Annotated in this window: 17 protein-coding genes; 14 read left to right on the top strand and 3 right to left on the bottom strand. The window is 75.1% G+C overall.

Features of this window, described 5'->3' with window-relative positions:
• Nucleotides 1-3: 3 nt before the first annotated feature.
• The 6 genes from Q0848_RS12475 to Q0848_RS12450 all read left to right on the top strand — a co-directional run bounded on the left by Q0848_RS12475 (nucleotide 4) and on the right by Q0848_RS12450 (nucleotide 4,613).
• Entirely contained in the window at nucleotides 4-351 is a 348-nt protein-coding gene (locus Q0848_RS12475) for a helix-turn-helix transcriptional regulator (RefSeq protein ID WP_299038015.1), read from the top strand.
• Nucleotides 352-442: 91 nt separating this feature from the next.
• The gene (locus tag Q0848_RS12470; protein ID WP_299038013.1) at nucleotides 443-1,666 is read left to right on the top strand and encodes an alpha/beta fold hydrolase; all 1,224 of its coding nucleotides are present in this window, start codon (nucleotides 443-445) and stop codon (nucleotides 1,664-1,666) included.
• A gap of 14 nt (nucleotides 1,667-1,680) precedes the next feature.
• A complete protein-coding gene (locus tag Q0848_RS12465) occupies nucleotides 1,681-2,535 on the top strand; it encodes an alpha/beta fold hydrolase (RefSeq protein WP_299038011.1) in 855 nt (284 codons plus the stop codon).
• Nucleotides 2,532-3,140: a GyrI-like domain-containing protein gene (locus Q0848_RS12460; RefSeq protein WP_299038009.1), complete on the top strand. Its 609-nt coding sequence runs from the start codon at nucleotides 2,532-2,534 to the stop codon at nucleotides 3,138-3,140. The genes Q0848_RS12465 and Q0848_RS12460 overlap by 4 nt, the downstream gene beginning before the upstream one ends.
• Before the next feature lie 105 nt (nucleotides 3,141-3,245).
• Nucleotides 3,246-3,764, top strand: coding sequence for a DUF2243 domain-containing protein (locus tag Q0848_RS12455; protein ID WP_299038007.1), 519 nt, complete (start codon nucleotides 3,246-3,248; stop codon nucleotides 3,762-3,764).
• 6 nt (nucleotides 3,765-3,770) lie between these two features.
• A complete protein-coding gene (locus tag Q0848_RS12450) occupies nucleotides 3,771-4,613 on the top strand; it encodes a cytochrome c oxidase assembly protein (RefSeq protein ID WP_299038005.1) in 843 nt (280 codons plus the stop codon).
• Between the two features lie 99 nt (nucleotides 4,614-4,712).
• On the opposite strand, the gene Q0848_RS12445 is transcribed toward Q0848_RS12450, so the two are convergent.
• From Q0848_RS12445 to Q0848_RS12435, 3 genes are all read right to left on the bottom strand, one after another.
• Nucleotides 4,713-5,660, bottom strand: coding sequence for a universal stress protein (locus tag Q0848_RS12445; RefSeq protein WP_299038003.1), 948 nt, complete (start codon nucleotides 5,658-5,660; stop codon nucleotides 4,713-4,715).
• Nucleotides 5,661-5,974: 314 nt separating this feature from the next.
• Nucleotides 5,975-6,826 carry an SDR family oxidoreductase gene (locus Q0848_RS12440; protein WP_299038001.1) on the bottom strand — a complete coding sequence of 284 codons (852 nt, stop codon included), beginning with the start codon at nucleotides 6,824-6,826 and terminating at the stop codon, nucleotides 5,975-5,977.
• 154 nt (nucleotides 6,827-6,980) lie between these two features.
• On the bottom strand, nucleotides 6,981-7,559 hold the full coding sequence (locus Q0848_RS12435) for a hypothetical protein (protein WP_299037999.1): 579 nt from the start codon (nucleotides 7,557-7,559) through the stop codon (nucleotides 6,981-6,983).
• 122 nt (nucleotides 7,560-7,681) lie between these two features.
• On the opposite strand from Q0848_RS12435, the gene Q0848_RS12430 reads away from it, so the two are divergent.
• The 8 genes from Q0848_RS12430 (at nucleotide 7,682) to Q0848_RS12395 (ending at nucleotide 17,566) form a co-directional block, all read left to right on the top strand.
• Nucleotides 7,682-10,081: an excinuclease ABC subunit UvrA gene (locus tag Q0848_RS12430; RefSeq protein ID WP_299037997.1), complete on the top strand. Its 2,400-nt coding sequence runs from the start codon at nucleotides 7,682-7,684 to the stop codon at nucleotides 10,079-10,081.
• Nucleotides 10,082-10,372: 291 nt separating this feature from the next.
• Entirely contained in the window at nucleotides 10,373-11,260 is an 888-nt protein-coding gene (locus Q0848_RS12425) for a hypothetical protein (RefSeq protein ID WP_299037995.1), read from the top strand.
• Nucleotides 11,261-11,316: 56 nt separating this feature from the next.
• Nucleotides 11,317-11,733 (top strand): phage holin family protein, encoded by a 417-nt coding sequence (locus Q0848_RS12420; protein ID WP_366146585.1) that lies wholly within the window; start codon nucleotides 11,317-11,319, stop codon nucleotides 11,731-11,733.
• Nucleotides 11,730-12,473, top strand: a complete 744-nt coding sequence (locus Q0848_RS12415; RefSeq protein ID WP_299037991.1) for a DUF3618 domain-containing protein — start codon at nucleotides 11,730-11,732, stop codon at nucleotides 12,471-12,473. Before Q0848_RS12420 ends, Q0848_RS12415 begins: the two co-directional genes overlap by 4 nt.
• 194 nt (nucleotides 12,474-12,667) lie before the next feature.
• Entirely contained in the window at nucleotides 12,668-13,732 is a 1,065-nt protein-coding gene (locus Q0848_RS12410; protein ID WP_299037989.1) for a LacI family DNA-binding transcriptional regulator, read from the top strand.
• A 462-nt stretch (nucleotides 13,733-14,194) separates the two neighbouring features.
• Entirely contained in the window at nucleotides 14,195-15,511 is a 1,317-nt protein-coding gene (locus Q0848_RS12405) for an ABC transporter substrate-binding protein (protein ID WP_299037987.1), read from the top strand.
• Nucleotides 15,512-15,641: 130 nt separating this feature from the next.
• Nucleotides 15,642-16,670, top strand: coding sequence for a carbohydrate ABC transporter permease (locus Q0848_RS12400; protein WP_299037986.1), 1,029 nt, complete (start codon nucleotides 15,642-15,644; stop codon nucleotides 16,668-16,670).
• Nucleotides 16,667-17,566, top strand: coding sequence for a carbohydrate ABC transporter permease (locus Q0848_RS12395; protein WP_299037983.1), 900 nt, complete (start codon nucleotides 16,667-16,669; stop codon nucleotides 17,564-17,566). Before Q0848_RS12400 ends, Q0848_RS12395 begins: the two co-directional genes overlap by 4 nt.
• Nucleotides 17,567-17,634: the final 68 nt, after the last annotated feature.

The raw sequence follows: 17,634 nt of genomic DNA, 5'->3' as shown, positions 1-17,634 counted from the left end.
TTCATGGGCCACGCGGGCGAGCAGGCGGTGACGCGCGCGCGCCTGGACCCGGCCACCGCCCAGGAGGTCGCCGAGACGCTGCAGGCGCTGGCCACCCCCAGCCGCCTGCTCATCCTGGGACGGCTGCGCGAGGGCCCCGCGACCGTCGGCGAGATCGTCGAGAGCGTGGCGATGGCCCAGTCGGCCGTCTCCCACCAGCTGCGGCTGCTGCGCCACCTCGGCCTGGTCACCGGCACCCGCGCGGGTCGCTCGGTGACCTACGCGCTGCACGACGACCACGTCGCCGCGCTCCTGGACCAGGCCGTCCACCACGCCGAGCACGTCCGGCTCGGGCTGCGCGAGCGCGCCTGAGCGCTCCCCCGGCGCGCACGGCGGCCGTCGCCCGAGGCCCGTCCTCCGTCGCCCGGGGAACTCGACTCCGCTCCCGCGCCGTTGTCGGGTCATGAGCCGCCGCACCGGCCTCGAGGGGATGGCCCGCCAGCTGGCCCGCCGCGACGGGCACGTCGTGGACCGACCGCTGGGCTCCGGCGCCTCCTTCCCGCTGACCTACGTGCGCGCCACGCCCGCGCAGGACCGACGGGGCCTGCCGGTGCTGCTCGTGCCCGGTGGGCCCGGCCTCGCCTCGGTCCTGCCGTACCGGGGCCTGCGCGCGCGGGCGGCCGCCCTCGGGCTGGACGCGCTGATGGTCGAGCACCGCGGCGTCGGGCTCTCCCGCACCGACGCCCGCGGCGCCGACCTGCCGCGCGAGGCGGTGACCGTCCGGCAGGCCGCCGACGACCTGGCCGCCGTCCTCGACTCCGCCGGGGTCGAGCGGGCCGTCGTCTACGGCTCCTCCTACGGCACCCACCTGGCCCAGGCCCTCGGCGCCCGCCACCCCGAGCGCGTGGCGGCGATGGTCCTGGACTCGCCGATGCTCTCCGTGGAGGACGACCTCGCCGCGAACCGCGCCCACCGCCGTCGCCTCCTCTGGGACGGCGAGGACCCGGAGCTGGCGCCGGTGGCGGCCGCCGTCCGGGCCCTCGCCGCCCGCGGCGGCCCGATGCGCGAGCTGTCGCACGTCGTCCAGGTCGTCTTCGAGTTCGCGGGGCCCGACGTGCTGCACCGGCTGCTGCTCGCCCGCGCGCGAGGACGCCTGCGGGGCACGTGGACCCGGATCGCCGGTCTCGGCGCCGGCGAGCTCGAGGGGGCCGGCCAGCGCTTCCTGATGGAGCCCGACCTCGTCGCGGGCATCGCCTACGGCGAGCTCGGCTTCGGCCTGCCGCCCGACGGCGGCCCGCTGGACCCCCAGCTCGACTTCGCCGAGGCCGCCGCGCGCCAGCCCCGCTTCACCGGCGAGGCCCTCGACCTGCCCGCGGCGCTGCGGCGCGCGCCCTGGCCGGTCGTCGTCGTCTCCGGGGAGCGCGACCTGCGCACCCCCCGACCCGTCGCCCGGCGCGCCGTCGACCTCGCCCCCGACGGCCTGCTCGTCCCGCTGGCGCGCACGGGCCACAGCGCCCTGGACACCCACCAGGAGGCGGCCCTGCACGTCGTCCGGGCCGCGGCCGACGGCGACACCGCCCGCCTGGACGACACCGCCGCGCTCGACGCGCTGCCCCGCCGCGGCGCCTCGCGGCTCGTCGGCACCGCCATCAGCGCCGTCGTCCGCGCCGCCACGCGCCCGGCCTGAGGGACCATCGCCCGGTGGTCAGCCCGGCAGGTCCCCGCGCGGGCCACGACGTCGTCACGCGCTCCGGGACGAGCGTCCACTCCTGGGTCACCGGCCCCGAGCGCGGGCCGCTGGTGGTGCTCAGCCACGGCGCGACGACGGACTCGCGCATGTTCGACGAGCAGGTCCCGGCGCTGACCGCGGCCGGGTACCGGGCGCTGGTCTGGGACTCCCGCGGTCACGGGGCCTCCCGCCCGCTCGGCCGCTCCCCGATCACCGTCGCGGACATGGCGGCCGACCTGCTCGCCGTGCTGGACTCCCTCGGCGAGCGGGGCCCCGTCCACCACGTCGGGCAGTCGCTGGGCACCTACGTGGCCCAGCGGATCGCGCTCGACTCCCCCGAGCGCGTCGCCTCGCTGGTCGTCATCGGCGGCAGCAGCCTCACCCTGCCGCTGCCCGCGTGGCAGCGCTGGGGGCTCGCGGCGTCGCGCACGGCGTTCCGATGGTGGCCCGAGCGGCACCTGCGCCAGCTGTCCGCCCGGTCCACCTCAGTCGTCCCCGCCGTGCAGCGGTACGCCCGGGAGGCCGGCGACCAGATGTCGCGCGCGGACCTCCTGGCGGTCTGGGACGCGGTGACGCGAGCGCTGGACCCGCGGCCCGAGCACCGCCTCGAGCACCCCCTCCTGCTGCTCGTCGGCGAGCACGACCGCACCGGCACCGTCGCGCGCGAGGCCCCGCGCTGGGCCGCCCTCGACCCCCGCTGCCGCTACGAGGTCGTCCCGGGTGCCGGCCACACCGCGAACCAGGACCAGCCCGAGGCCGTGAACCGGCTCCTGCTCGGCTTCCTGGCCGAGCACGAGCCCCGCCCGACGCCCGCGGAGGAGCCGTGAAGGTCGACCACAAGCGCACGATCCCCTCCTACCGCGCCACCCGCGGGAGGTTCGACGTCGTCGAGGTGCCCCCGCTCCAGTACCTGGCGGTGGACGGCTCGGGCGACCCGAACACCGCGGGCGACTACCGGGACGCCGTCACCTCCCTCTACCCGCTGGCCTACGGGCTCAAGTCGCTGAGCAGGGACGAGCTGGGCCGCGACCACGTCGTGATGCCGCTGGAGGCGCTCTGGTGGTCCGACGACATGGCGACCTTCACGACCGCCCGGGAGAAGTCCCGCTGGAGCTGGACCCTGATGATCATGGTCCCGGGCTGGCTCACCGGGGAGCACGTCGAGCGCGCACGGGCCGCCGTCGCGGACCGCGCCGCCCCGCCCGCGCTGGAGCGCGTCCGCCTCACGGGCCTCGCGGAGGGGCGGAGCGTGCAGACCCTGCACGTCGGCCCCTACGACGCCGAGGGTCCCGTCCTGGAGGAGATGCACTCCGTCGTCATCCCGTCCCTGGGTCTGGCGATGACGGGCCGGCACCACGAGATCTACCTCAGCGACCCGCGACGGGTCGGCGCGAGCCGCCTGAGGACCGTGCTGCGGCAGCCCGTCGGCTGACTCGCGCCCGTCGGACCGGCGCGCCGACGCAGGGCGTGGCCCCGCCGTCCTCCCGCGCGGCACCTGTGGTCGGATGGCCGGACCACGAGGGACGGGAGGCCGCCGATGGCCGCCAGCACACCGGCCGAGGGCTCGCGCCGCACGACCGCGCGCAGCGGCCCCGCGGACCTCGACCGCCGGACGGTCCTGGCCGGCGTCCTGTTCGGCGTCGGCGTCGCGGGCTCGATGGTCGACCTCTTCGTCTTCCACCTCGCCCTCCAGTGGCACCACTTCTACGACCGGTCCACGACCGCCGTCGCGATCACCGCGGACGGCTTCTTCCACGCCGTCACCTGGTCGATCACCGTGTGGGGGCTCTTCCTGCTCGCCGACGTGCGGCGCCGCGCGCCGGTGCGCTGGGGCCGGTGGACGGGCGCCGTCCTGGCCGGCGTCGGCGGCTTCCAGCTCTTCGACGGCGTCGTGGACCACAAGCTGCTGCGCATCCACCAGGTCCGCTACGGCGTCGAGCACCTCTGGGTCTACGACGCCGTCTGGATCGGCTCGGCCGTCCTCGTCCTGCTCGCCGGCCTGGTCCTGCTGCGCCGCGCGCGCCCCGACCGGTCCAGCGCTCGCCCGCGGGGCTGACGGCGCGTGGAGCACCAGCACGACGCCGCCGCGCACGGGGCCCTCGGCTGGGCCGTCCTCGAGGTGTCCGTCGTCGCGGGCGTCCTCGTGGTCGCCGGCGCGTACGCCGCGGGGCTGCGCGCGTCCCGGCACCGCAGCCCCTGGCCGGCGCACCGCACCGCGCTCTTCGCCAGCGGGCTGGTGTGCGTCGCCGCCGCGCTCGCAGGCCCTCTCGCCGACGCCGCGCGCACCAGCTTCACCGCCCACATGGCCGGGCACCTGCTGCTGGGGATGCTCGGACCCCTGCTGCTCGTGCTCGGCGCTCCGGTTACCCTCGCCCTGCGCGCGATGCCGGTGCGACGAGCCCGGGCGCTCACCCGGGTGCTGCGCAGCCCGCCCGTGCGCGTGCTCACCCACCCGGCCGTCGCCGCGGTCCTCGCCGGCGGCGGCCTGTGGGTGCTCTACGGCACCGACCTGTACCCGGCGATGCACGCCTCGCCGCTGGTGCACGCCGCGGTTCACGCGCACGTCCTGCTGGCCGGGTACCTCTTCACCGCGTCGGTGGTGGGCGTCGACCCCGACCCGCACCGCGCGTCCGTCGCCGTGCGCTCGGGCGTGCTCGTCGTCTACGTCGCCGCGCACTCGGTCCTCGCGAAGCGCCTCTACGCGCACCCGCCCGCCGGCGTCGACGCCCGCGACGCCGAGGTCGGCGCCCAGCTCATGTCCTACGGCGGCGACGTCGTGGACGTGGCGCTCGTCGTGCTCGTCGCCGCCGGCTGGTACGCCGCGACGCGGCCGCGGGAGGCGGCGGGCACCCGCGGCGAGGTGGTCGACGGCTCCCGACCCCGCGGCGCCCCGCACCCGGAGTAGTCGACAGCTCCCGACCCCACCCGACCGGCGCGTCCACCGCACGCTCGCCCGGGGAGCGGCCGCCAGGTGCTCCGCGCGCCGCGCCGCCCGCGGACGACGTCAGACGGGGTCGGGGCGGACGACCTCGACGGGGCAGGCGCAGGCGTGGACGGCGCCCTGGCTGACCGAGCCCAGGACGGCGCCGAGGACGCGCCCGTGGCCCTGGCTGCCGACGACCACCCGCCCGGCGCCCTGGGACGCCGCGCCCAGCGCCCGGACGGGCTGGTCCTGCACCACGCGCGCGTCGACGACGAGGTCGGGGTGGCGCTGCCGCGCGCGCTCCGTCGCCGCGGCGCTCGCGGCCCCCGCGAGCGCGTGCAGCTCGGGCGCGTAGAGCTCCGAGACCGCCCCGTAGGGACCCACCGGCGGCACGGTCCAGGCCGTGATCGGCTGGAGCACCGCCCCGGTGCGCGCGGCGAGGTCGGCGGCGACGTCCAGGGCGCGCTCGGCGCTGGGCGAGCCGTCGGCGCCGACGACCACGGGGTGGTCGGCGTCCGGGGTGCGGGCCGTCCCGCGGCGCAGCACCAGGACCGGGCTGCTCGCCCGGGCGCTGGTGCCGAAGGCGACCGACCCGAGCAGGGCGGCGCGCAGGGTCCCGCGCCCGCGGTTGCCGACCACCACGAGAGCGGCCCGGCGCGAGGCCTCGACCAGCGCGTCGACGGGGCTGACCAGGCGCGACACCGCCTGCACCGGCGTGGGCGCGCCGTCGCGGGCGATGCGTGCGCCCTCCTCCGCGATGCGCCGCGCCTGAGCGGCCACCTGCGCCTCCAGGTCGTGGATCGACAGGTCGCGGAGCAGCTCGGCGCTCGTGCCGTGGAAGTCCACGGCGTGCAGCACGGTCAGCGGCGCCCCCAGGGCGCGGGCCTCGGCCGCGGCCCACGTCACGGCCTCGACAGCGGCGCTCGAGCCGTCGTAGCCCACGACGACCCCGCCCCGGGGGAGGTCACCGCCGTCGTGGTCGCGGGGGACGCTCTCCTGCTGGACCTCGGCGGTCGCGGTGCTCGTCATCGTCTCGCTCCTCGTCTCGTGAGGGGCGGCCCCGGGTGGACCGCCTGACGACTCGATGCTGCGCCCGACGACGGGTGCGCTCCAGGGACCTTGGTCGCGACGACGCCGGACTCTCGTCGCCCGGTCCGCGGCCCTCGGCGGGGGCAGGACCCGGCGCCGGCGGTCGGGCGGCGGCTCCGCGGGGTCTCCGCCCGAGAGGGAGGCCCGGGTCGGCCCCGAGGCGGACCGCGACGGCGACCTCCGTCTCGAGGCCCCCTCCGGCGACGTCGAGGTCGTCGCCACCGTCGGCGCCCGACGTGGCGAGGACCTCGACGTCAGCCCCGGGACGCGCGCAGCACGTCGACGAGCGAGCGCGCGGGGTGACCGGTGAGCCGCTCGACGTCGTCGCTCACCACGTCCATCTCCCCGCGCGCGATCGAGGTGTAGGTGGTGACCCACCCGTCGACCTCGTACTGCTCCGCGCCGTAGGAGGCCCGGGAGGCGTAGGCCTCGTCGACCGTCTCGGGCTGGTAGCGCACTCGCCGGCCGAGCTCGGCCGACAGCAGCGACGACGCCTCGTCGAGCGACAGCGACGTCGGGCCCGTCAGGTCGTAGGTGCGCCCGGCGTGGGCGGCCGGGTCGAGCAGGACCGCGACCGCCGCCTCCGCGACGTCGTCCTGGGCGACCGGGGCGACCCGCCCGTCCTCCGCCGGGCCCCGGATGACGCCGTCCTCGCCCACGAGGAGGGGCAGGAAGTCGGCGTAGGTGCTGTCGCGCAGGACCGTCAGGCCCACGCCCGTCGACCGCAGGTGCTCCTCGGTGGCCCAGTGGTCGCGGGCGAAGGTGAAGGTCGCGTCCGGGGCCGCGCCGAGGAAGGACAGGTACACGACGTGCTCGACGCCCGCGGCGACGGCGGCGTCCACGAACGCGCGGTGCAGGTCGACCCGCCGGGGGTGCTCGGACGCCGAGACCATGAGGACCACGGGGACGCCGGCGAGCGCCGCGCGGACGGCGTCCGCGTCCTCGAAGGAGGCCTGCGCCACGATCGCGCCGGGCAGCTCCGGGGCGCGGGAGGGGTCCCGGACCACGAGCACCTGGTCGACCCCCGCCGCGGACAGCAGGCGGGCCACGCGGCCGCCGACGTTCCCGGTCGCCCCCGTCGTCGCGATGCGCGCTGCTGCAGCCATGTCCGACCTCCGAGCTCCTGGCGCCCTGCGACGCCGCTGCCGCCGGGCACCTCCCGGCGACGCCCAGCCCAACCAGCGCACCGGGGCGCCTCTTCCACGGCGCGGTCGGTGGGTGCGGTCCCGGGCGGCGGGGCCCCGAGCGCTCCGGCGCCCCTCAGGCCAGCGGGTAGGACTGCTCCCCGGCGTCCCGGCCGATCTCGTCGAGCGTGCGCTCCACCGAGGCGAAGGTGTCGGTGCCGTAGGCCATCACGGCGCCGTGGTCGTCGTAGTCGCGGAACTGCGGGCCGTCGAGCAGGAGCAGGAGGCCCAGCGGTCCGCCGTGCTCCTCCAGCGCCTCGTCGGGGTCGACGTCGGGGTCGACCTCGAGGGAGCGGGCGCGCGCCCGGGCGACGAGCGCGTCGGGGTCGGTGACGACGAAGTCGTAGCGCGCCTGCCAGCTGAAGCGGTCGCCCTCGAGCGGCTCGGTGTCCTCCTCGTCGTCGTCGATGAGGTCCTCGACGCCGTCGACCCCGTCACCGGTGAGCTCGTCGAAGGCGCCCCACTCGTCGAGGCCGGTGCCCCAGCCGCGGTCGTGCAGCGCCTCGCGCAGCGCGTCGGACGCGCGCCGCACCTCCCCCAGCGCCTCGGCGACCGTGGCCAGGTCGAGGCTGTCCAGGTCGCTCCCGCAGCGCGTGAGCACCGCCGCCAGGTCGGTCGCCGCGCTGGAGGGCATCGTCATCGGCTCGTCGTCCACACGGCGACGGTACGGCGGCGACCGGCAGACGTCCGCACGACGACCTCGCCGAGGCCCTGGTGCGCGCGCGCCGGCGCGAGCATGCTCGGCTCCGCAGGCCCGGAGGAGCGGAGGAGACGGCGATGAGCACTGCCCCCAGGACGGCTCCACCGGGGAGGGCGGGCGCCGCCCCGCACGTCGCCGACAGCCACGACCGCATCCGCGTGGTCGGGGCGCGCGAGAACAACCTGCGGGACGTCAGCGTCGACATCCCCAAGCGCCGGCTGACCGTGTTCACCGGCGTCTCCGGCTCGGGCAAGAGCTCCCTGGTCTTCGACACGATCGCCGCGGAGTCCCAGCGGATGATCAACGAGACCTACAGCGCCTTCCTGCAGGGCTTCATGCCGGACGTCGGGCGGCCGGACGTCGACCTGCTGGAGGGCCTGACGACGGCGATCGTCGTCGACCAGGAGCGCATGGGCGCCAACCCGCGGTCCACGGTCGGCACCGCCACCGACGTCAACGCGATGCTGCGCATCGTCTTCAGCCGCCTCGGCGAGCCGCACATCGGGTCCTCGCAGGCGTTCTCGTTCAACGTCGCGTCCGTCAGCGGCGCGGGCGCGGTGACGCTCGAGCGCGGTGGGACGACCGTGGAGGAGCGCCGCGAGTTCACGACCACCGGTGGCATGTGCCCGCGCTGCGAGGGGCTCGGCTCCGTCACGGACTTCGACCTGTCCCAGCTCTACGACGACAGCCTCTCGCTCCACGAGGGCGCGCTCACGATCCCCGGGTACGGCGTGGACGGCTGGTACGGCCGCATCTACAGCGGGTCGGGCTTCTTCGACCCGGACACGCCGATCAAGGACTACACGGAGCGCGAGCTGGCCGACCTGCTCCACAAGGAGCCGACCAAGATCAAGGTCGACGGGATCAACCTGACCTACGAGGGTCTGGTCCCCAAGCTCTCCAAGTCCTTGCTGGCCAAGGACCGCGAGGCGATGCAGCCGCACATCCGGGCCTTCGTGGACCGGGCGATCACCTTCACGACGTGCCCCGACTGCGGTGGCACCCGGCTCAACGAGGGAGCCAGGTCGTCGAAGGTCCGGGGCCTGTCCATCGCCGACGCGTGCGCGATGCAGATCAGCGACCTGGCCGAGTGGGTGCGCGACCTCTCCGAGCCGTCGGTGGCTCCGCTGCTGGCCGCCCTGCGGGAGACGCTCGAGTCCTTCGTCGAGATCGGGCTGGGCTACCTCAGCCTCGACCGCTCCACCGGGACCCTGTCGGGCGGTGAGTCGCAGCGCACCAAGATGATCCGCCACCTCGGCTCCTCGCTCACCGACGTCACCTACGTCTTCGACGAGCCGACCATCGGCCTGCACCCCCACGACGTCCAGCGCATGGACGACCTGCTGCTGCGCCTGCGCGACAAGGGCAGCACCGTGCTGGTCGTGGAGCACGAGCCCGAGGTGATCGCCGTCGCCGACCACGTCGTCGACCTCGGCCCGGGGGCGGGGACGGCCGGCGGCACGGTGTGCTTCGAAGGCACCGTCGAGGGGCTGCGCACCAGCGGGACGCTCACCGGCCGCCACCTCGACGACCGCGCGAGGGTCAAGGAGTCGGTGCGGACGCGCACCGGCGCGCTGGAGGTCCGCGGCGCCAGCCGGCACAACCTGCGGGACGTCGACGTCGACATCCCGCTCGGGGTGCTCTGCGTGCTCACCGGCGTCGCCGGCTCGGGCAAGAGCTCGCTCGTCTCCGGCTCGGTGTCCGGCCGGGACGGCGTGGTGACGATCGACCAGACGGCGATCAAGGGCTCCCGGCGCAGCAACCCGGCGACCTGCACCGGGCTGCTGGAGCCGGTCCGCAAGGCGTTCGCGAAGGCGAACGGCGTGAAGCCGGCGCTCTTCAGCGCCAACTCCGAGGGCGCGTGCCCGACGTGCAAGGGCGCCGGCGTCATCTACACCGACCTGGCGATGATGGCGGGGGTCACGACCCCCTGCGAGGTGTGCGGGGGCAAGCGCTTCCAGGCCGCGGTCCTCGAGCACCGACTCGGCGGCCGCGACATCAGCGAGGTGCTCGCGATGTCCGTCACCGAGGCCGAGGGCTTCTTCCGCACCGGGGAGGCGCGCACGCCCGCGGCGCACCGGGTGCTCGAGCGGCTCGCCGACGTCGGGCTGGGCTACCTCAGCCTCGGCCAGCCGCTCACGACGCTGTCCGGCGGCGAGCGCCAGCGCCTCAAGCTGGCCACCCGCACGGGCGAGGAGGGCGGGCTCCTCGTGCTGGACGAGCCGACCACCGGGCTCCACCTCGCCGACGTCGAGCAGCTCCTCGCCCTGCTCGACCGGCTCGTCGACGCGGGGAGGTCGGTCGTCGTCGTCGAGCACCACCAGGCGGTCATGGCGCACGCGGACTGGATCGTCGACCTCGGTCCGGGCGCCGGGCACGACGGCGGACGAGTCGTCTTCGAGGGCACCCCCGCCGATCTCGTGGCCTCCCGGTCCACGCTCACCGGCGAGCACCTCGCGGCGTACGTCGGCGCCTGAGGGGCCGGGACGCCCGCGCGGCGGGAGCGGCAGCCGCGCCGTCCTGCGACGTGGGCGCAGGGACACCCCGACATCCCCGAGATGCGGGCGGGTCCCGCCTGCGCCATCGTCATCCCGTCGAGGGATGTGCAGCAGAGCGCTCCCGTCCGCTCGGAGGTCCGGGGCACCACGCACCGGACCGGCCGTCCGCGACTGGGCGCGGATCCCTCCGCACGACGACCAGATCGCGGCCCACCGGGGGGACGGCCGCGCAACCCGGCCCCTCGGGGCCGACCACAGGATGGAGAGACCATGAGCCAGAGCACAGGAGGCTCGTCCGCGCACCGCGCCGACGACCCGTTCGACCGCACGAACGCCGAGCCGATCGCGACCACCTCGGCCGAGCAGTCCGGCGGTGGCCGCAAGGACGCCGCGAAGGACGCCGGCAAGCAGGTCGCCGGGAACGCGAAGGAGTCCGGCAAGCAGGTCGCGGGCTCTGCGCAGCACGCCGGCCAGCAGGTCGCCGGCTCGGCCAAGGACGCCGGCCAGCAGGTCGCCGGCTCGGCGAAGGACGCCGGCCAGCAGGTCGCCGGCACCGCCAAGGACAAGGCGACCGACGTCGGCCAGGAGGCCGAGCACCAGGCCAAGGACCTCCTGTCCGAGGGCCGCTCGCAGCTCAGCCAGCACGCCGGTGAGCAGCAGCGCCGCGCCGCCCAGGGCCTGTCGTCACTGACGGACGAGCTCCGCGGCCTGTCCAACGGCGAGCCCGGCTCCGGCCCCGTCACCGACCTGGTGCGCCAGGCCGGCGACCGCGTCGAGGAGGCCCAGCGCTGGCTCGGTGAGCGCGAGCCCGCCGACCTGCTCGACGACGTGCGCCGCTTCGCCGCGCGCCGTCCCGGCACCTTCCTCGCCCTCGCGGCGGGCGCCGGCCTCCTGGCCGGCCGCCTCGGCCGCGGGCTGAAGGACTCCGGCTCCGACTCGGGCGCCGGCTCCTCCTCCTCGGGTCAGGGGTCCACCGCCGGCACGTCGAACGTGACCTACGGCACCGCCTCGACGACCGGGACCTACGGCACCGCGTCGACGACGGGGACCTACGGCACCGCCACCGGCACCCGGCTCCCCGCGGAGGGCACCGGCACGGCCGGCCTCTCCCTCGAGGACCGCGCCGCCCCCGGCGGCCAGCGCGGAACGGCCCTGTGAGCGCCCCCGCAGGGGGCTCGCCCACCGCGGGCTCGTACGCCGAGGGCTCGCACCCCGTGGGCCCGCCCACGCCCGGTCCCGCCGGTGACGACCACCGTTCCCTCGGGGAGCTGCTGAGCGCGGTCACGACGGACATCTCCACGCTCATGCGCCAGGAGGTCGCCCTGGCCAAGGCCGAGGCGAAGGAGTCCGCGGCCCACGCGGGCAAGGGCGCCGGGATGCTCGCCGGTGCGGGTGTGGCGGGGCACTTCGTGCTCCTGTTCCTCTCGATCGCCCTGTGGTGGGGCCTCGGCAACGCCATCGGCTACGCCTGGTCCGGCCTCGTGGTGGCGATCCTCTGGGCCGTCATCGCCGGCGTCCTGGCCGCGGTCGGGCGCAAGGAGCTCAACAAGACCAAGGGCCTGCCCCAGACGCAGCAGTCCCTCCAGAAGATCCCGAACGCCGTCAAGGGGCACGAGGAGGCAAACCGATGAGCCAGAGCCCGGAAGAGATCCGCGCCGAGATCGAGCGCACGCGAGCATCGCTGAGCGCGGACGTGGACGAGCTCAGCTACGAGGCCAACCCCAAGGTCCAGGCGAACCGCCAGGTGGACAAGGTCAAGAGCGACGCCAAGGGCCGCGTCAACGACCTGAAGGAGCGCGTCATGGGCAAGGCCCACGACGTCAGCGACTCCGCCCACTCCGCGGGCGACAGCGCCAGCGGCACGGCGTCCGACCTGCGCGACAGCGCCGGCGACGCGGCCTCCAGCGCTCGCGACGCCGTGACGTCGGCGCCGCACGAGGCCGCCAGCCGCACCCGGGGCAACCCGTTCGCGGCCGGCCTGGTCGCCTTCGGCGCCGGCCTCCTCGCGGCGGGGCTCATCCCCACCAGCCGCAAGGAGCAGGAGCTCGCCGAGACCGCGAAGCAGAAGGCCCAGCCGCTCGTCCAGGACCTGAAGAGCCAGGGCCAGGAGATCGCGCAGGACCTCAAGCAGCCCGCTCAGGAGGCCGCGCAGTCCGTCAAGGACACGGCCCAGAGCGGCGCCCAGGAGGTCAAGGACGAGGCCCAGAGCCGCGCCCAGGACGTCAAGGGCGAGGCCCGGGACCGCGCCCAGGACGTCAAGGGCGAGGCCCAGAGCCGCGCGCAGGACGTCAAGGGCGAGGCCCAGGGCCAGGCCCAGGACGTCAAGGGCCAGGCGCAGGGCAAGGCGCAGGACGTGCGCCAGCAGCGCTGACCTGACGATCCCCGACGAGGGCCCGGTGCGATGCGCACCGGGCCTTCGTCGTGCCCGCTGAGCCGGTGGCGGGGCCCACCGCCGCTGCGATGCGCACCGGGCCTTCGTCGTGCCCGCTGAGCCGGTGGCGGGGCCCACCGCCGCGGGGGCGCCATACTCCCGGCGGTGCACCGGTCGGCGGCGGAGGAGGTCCCATGAGCGTCGAGGACGGACGGACGTCCGCGACGCTCGACGCGGTGGCCCTCGCCGCCGGCGTCTCCCGCGCGACCGCCAGCCGGGTCCTGACCGGCTCTCCCCGCGTCAGCGAGAGCGCCCGTGACCGCGTCCTGCGCGCCGCGGCCTCGCTGTCCTACGTGCCCAACGGCGCGGCCCGCATGCTCGTCACGCGGCGCAGCGACGCCGTCGCCTTCGTCGTCTGCGAGCAGGAGGAGCGGTTCTTCTCCGACCCGTTCTTCGCGACGGTGCTCAAGGGCGTCCACCGGGTCGTCGCGGCCAGCCGCCGCCAGCTGCTGTTCGCGGTCGTCGCCGGCGAGGCGGACCGCGAGCAGCTGGTGCGCTACGCCGCCGGCGGGCACCTGGACGCCGCGATGTTCCTCTCCGCGCACGGGGGCGAGACGGCACCGGCGCGGCTGCGCGAGCGCGGCGTCCCCGTGGTGCTGGCCGGTCGCCCGCCGTCGGGCGTGGGCGAGGACCTCCCCCACGTGGACACCGACAACGTCGACGGCGGGCGGCTCGCGACGCAGCACCTCCTGGACCGCGGCTGCCGCCGGCTCGGGCTCGTCACGGGGCCGCCGGACATGGCCAGCTCGCAGGACCGGCTCGCCGGCTGGCGCCGCGCTCTCGACGACGGCGCCGGTCGTGGCCAGGAGGACGCGCGGGGGACGCCCGCGGAGGTCACCGCGCTCGTCGCCGAGGGCGACTACACGACGGCGGGCGGGCACCGGGCGACGGCCGAGCTGCTGGCGCGGATGCCCGACCTGGACGGCGTCTTCGCCTCGAACGACCTCATGGCGGTCGGCGCCCTGACCCTGCTGCGCGAGCGCGGCCTCCGCGTCCCCGAGGACGTCGCCGTCGTCGGCTACGACGACATCCCGCTCGCCACCGCCGTCCAGCCCGCGCTCACGACGGTCCGCCAGCCCCTCGAGGAGCTGGGACGCGAGATGGCCACCATGGTCGTCACCGCCCTGGACGGCGGGGTCCCGGCCTCCCGGGGCCGCGCGCTGCTCCCCGCCCGGCTCGTCGTCCGCGACTCGGCCTGAGCTGCCCCGCTCGCGCGGACCCCGCACCGACCGCCCGCCCGCCCCCCTGCACCGCCCCCTGCACCGCCCGCAGGGGCCGCGGGACGCCTCTTGACAGCCGTGCAGGACCTGGCACACAGTCTCCCCATCGCGTGGAAGCGCTTCCACGCGATCGACCGCTCTGATCGACGACGATCTCGGCCGGAGGAGGCTCCCGGACGCCGGTCCGACCGCACCAGGCATCGGTGCTGACGACCTCGGGCGCCCCCTCACGGGCGACGGCTGGTGCGGCCAGTCGAGACGTGCTTCTCCCAGCTCCACGCAGGTCCTCGGTCGGTCCGCGGCCGAGGAGACCTGGCGGCCCCGGAGTCCGATCCGGCCCCGGGCGGCCAGGGCCCCACGGCGAGCGCGCTGCGCCGAGGCTCTGCAGTACTCGATCAACGACGATCGACCTCCCGACGGGAGGTCCGTGAGGAGTCCCACGTGTTCTCAGCTCGTTCCCGGAAGGCCGTGCTCGCCGTCGCGGCGGTCAGCGTGGCGTCGCTCGGCCTCGGCGCCTGCGGGGGCTCCGAGGCCAGCTCGGGCCCCGTGGGGACCGCCGACCCCGACGAGGAGGTCACCATCACGGTCGACTCCTTCGGCGGGATCTTCGCCAACTACGACAAGGCCGGGCTGCTCGACCAGTACCGGGAGGAGCACCCGAACGTCACCATCGAGTTCTCCGAGGTGCAGCAGGAGCCCGACTACTGGACGGCGCTCGCCACGAAGATCAACTCCGGCTCCGGGCTCGCCGACATCCAGCCGCTCGAGATCAGCCGCGCCGCCCTCGTGACGAGCCAGCAGCAGGACGTGTGGCTCGACGTCAACGACACCGAGTTCGCCGACCAGCTCAGCGAGGAGACCGAGGCCGCCGTCGGGGCGATCACCACGGAGGACGGCGCCGTCCTCGGCATGCCGACGGACTCCGGACCCATGGCCATCTGCTTCCGCAGCGACAAGCTCGAGGAGGCCGGCCTGCCCTCCACCTCGGAGGAGCTCGCGGCCCAGGTCACCGACTGGGACGCCTACGAGTCGCTGGGCCAGCAGTACCAGGAGGCCACCGGCGGCGACGCCTGGACGGACTCCGCCAGCGGGTACTACCGGCTGCTCACCTCGGTGGAGCCGGTGCGCAACTACGACGAGGAGGGCAACCCGACCTGGGACACCAACGAGACCGTCAAGCCCGCCTTCGACCGGGCGGCGGCCGTCGCCGCGCAGGGCCTGACGGCGGGGCTCGACCAGTTCTCCCCGGAGTGGAACACGGCCATGAGCACCGGGGACTTCGCGACGATCGCCTGCCCGGCCTGGATGCTCGGCTACATCAAGCAGCAGGCCGGTGAGGAGAACGCCGGCAACTGGTCGGCCATCCCCCTGCCCGAGGGCCTGGGCGGCAACTGGGGCGGCTCCTTCCTGGCGATCCCGCGGGACAGCGAGAACGCCGCCGCCGCCGCGGACCTGGCCGCCTTCCTGACCAGCGCCGAGGCTGAGAAGACCGAGTTCGAGGCCGGCCTCGCCTTCCCCTCGAACACCGTCGCGCAGGAGCAGATCCAGGACGTCACGGACGAGTACTTCAGCGGCGCGCCCATCGGCCAGATCTTCTCCGCCTCCGCGCAGGCCGCTCCCGCCCAGCCGCTGGGCGTCGACGACGGGGCGATCGACATCGCGCTGACCGAGGCGCTGGTCACGGTCGAGGCCAACGGCGTCTCGCCCGCCGACGCCTGGGAGAGCGCCTCGAGCACCATCGAGGACCAGGTCGGCTGACGACCGCACCGACGGGTGGCCCCCCGACCCCGGGGGGCCACCCGTCGCGCCGTCCCCACGACCGCGTGAGGGGCACCGCCGCGTCCAACCCCCACCCCGCCCAGGCGACCGAGCGACGAAGAGAGCGAACATGGCGGTCCACGCACCGACGACGACCGAGGTGACCCGCGCCGGGGCGGGAGGCGACAGCCCGCCGTCCTCGGCACGCAGCTCGCGGCGATCCGGCCGGGCCTACCGGAACGCGCCCTACGCCTACATCGCGCCGTTCTTCCTGCTCTTCGGCGCCTTCGGGCTCTTCCCGCTCCTGCACACGGTCTGGATCAGCTTCCACGAGTACCGCCTGGGCGGCTCGTCGCCCACCTTCGCCGGCTGGGACAACTACGCCTGGCTGTTCCAGAGCGAGGCCTTCTACAACTCGCTGTGGAAGACGCTCACCATCGGGATCATCTCGACGGTTCCGCAGCTGCTCTTCGCCCTGGGGCTGGCCCACCTGCTCAACTTCAACATGAAGGTGCGGGCCTTCTTCCGCATCTCGATGATCGTCCCCTACGCCACCTCCCTCGTCGCCGCGACGCTCGTCTTCGGCTCCATCTTCGCCAACACGGCGGGCGGCCTGGTGAACGTGGTCCTGGGCGTCCTCGGCCTGGACCCGATCTCCTGGACGACCGGCAACTGGACCGCCCAGATCGCGATCGCGGTGATCGTCACCTGGCACTGGACCGGGTACAACGCGCTCATCTACCTGGCGGGGATGCAGTCCATCCCCAAGGACCTCTACGAGGCCGCGGCCATCGACGGCGCGAGCCGCTTCCGCCAGTTCCTCCACGTGACCATCCCCGGGCTGCGGCCGACGATCCTGTTCACGATCGTCCTGTCCACCATCGGGGCGACCCAGCTGTTCACCGAGCCCTTCCTCTTCGGCAACGGGGCGGGCGGTGGCGCGCTGGGCCAGTACCAGGTCCTGACGCTGTTCATGTACGAGACCGGCTTCGAGGTGGGACGCCTCGGGCGGGCCGCCGCCATCGCCTGCGTCACGCTGATCATCGTCATCCTCCTGGTCCTGCTCAACGCCGGCCTCGCCCAGCTGCGCACCCGCGACAAGGGGCAGCCGCTCCTGGGCCGGCGCAGCACCGCCTCGACCCGGAAGGCCGCCCGATGAGCACCGGCTCCGTCGACGACGTCCGCACGGCCGCGCCCGCCCTGACGGGCGCCCCCGAGCCGCGCACCCGCAAGCGCCGCTCCGAGGACGCGGCGGGCCCCCTCACCTACGTCGTGCTGGGGCTGACGGCCGCCGTCTTCCTCTTCCCCTTCTACTACTCCCTGGTGGCGGGCTCGCACTCCCCGTCCGACCTCTACGACGGCACGCCGCCCCTGCTGCCCGGGCCGCAGCTCTTCGAGAACATGCGGCTGGCGCTGGAGCAGGCGGACCTGTTCGCCGCCCTGGGACGGTCGCTGGTCGTCTCGCTGGCCGTCACCGCGACCACCATCTTCTTCTGCACGCTCGCGGGCTTCGCCTTCGCCAAGTGCAGCTTCCGCGGGCGGAACGCGCTCTTCGGCATCACGGTGGCGACGCTGACGATCCCGCCGACCCTCAGCATCATCCCGCTGTACGTCGTCATGAGCCGCCTGGGCCTCGTCAACAACCTGCTCTCGGTCATCCTCCCGGGGGCGGTCACCGCCTTCGGGGTCTTCTTCATGCGCCAGTACATCTCCCAGGCGCTGCCGGACGAGCTCATCGAGGCCGCGCGGGTCGACGGCGCGTCGATGAACCGCACGGTCTTCTCCATCGTCTTCCCGCTGGCCCGCCCCGGCATGGCCGTCCTCGGGATCCTCGCCTTCATGGCGTCGTGGAACGACTTCCTGTGGCCCTTCATCGTCGTCCGGCAGAGCCCGACCATCCAGGTCGCCGTCGCCGGCATCGGGGCGGGGTACACGCCGGACATCTCGGTCATCCTCGCCGGTACCGTCATCGCCACGGTCCCGCTGCTCCTCGTCACCGCCGTCTTCGGCAAGCAGATCGTCGGCGGCATCACCGCCGGCGCCGTCAAGGGCTGACGCCTCCCCGCTCCGGCGCCGCGACCCCGCGCCACCAGCCCCGCCCCGCACCCACCCGAGAGGTCTCG

Origin of the sequence: uncultured Pseudokineococcus sp. (genome assembly GCF_947495735.1) — a bacterium.
GTDB lineage: Bacteria > Actinomycetota > Actinomycetes > Actinomycetales > Quadrisphaeraceae > Pseudokineococcus.
Note: the sequence above shows the minus strand (reverse complement) of the source record. Positions and strands in the feature narration are given on the sequence as shown.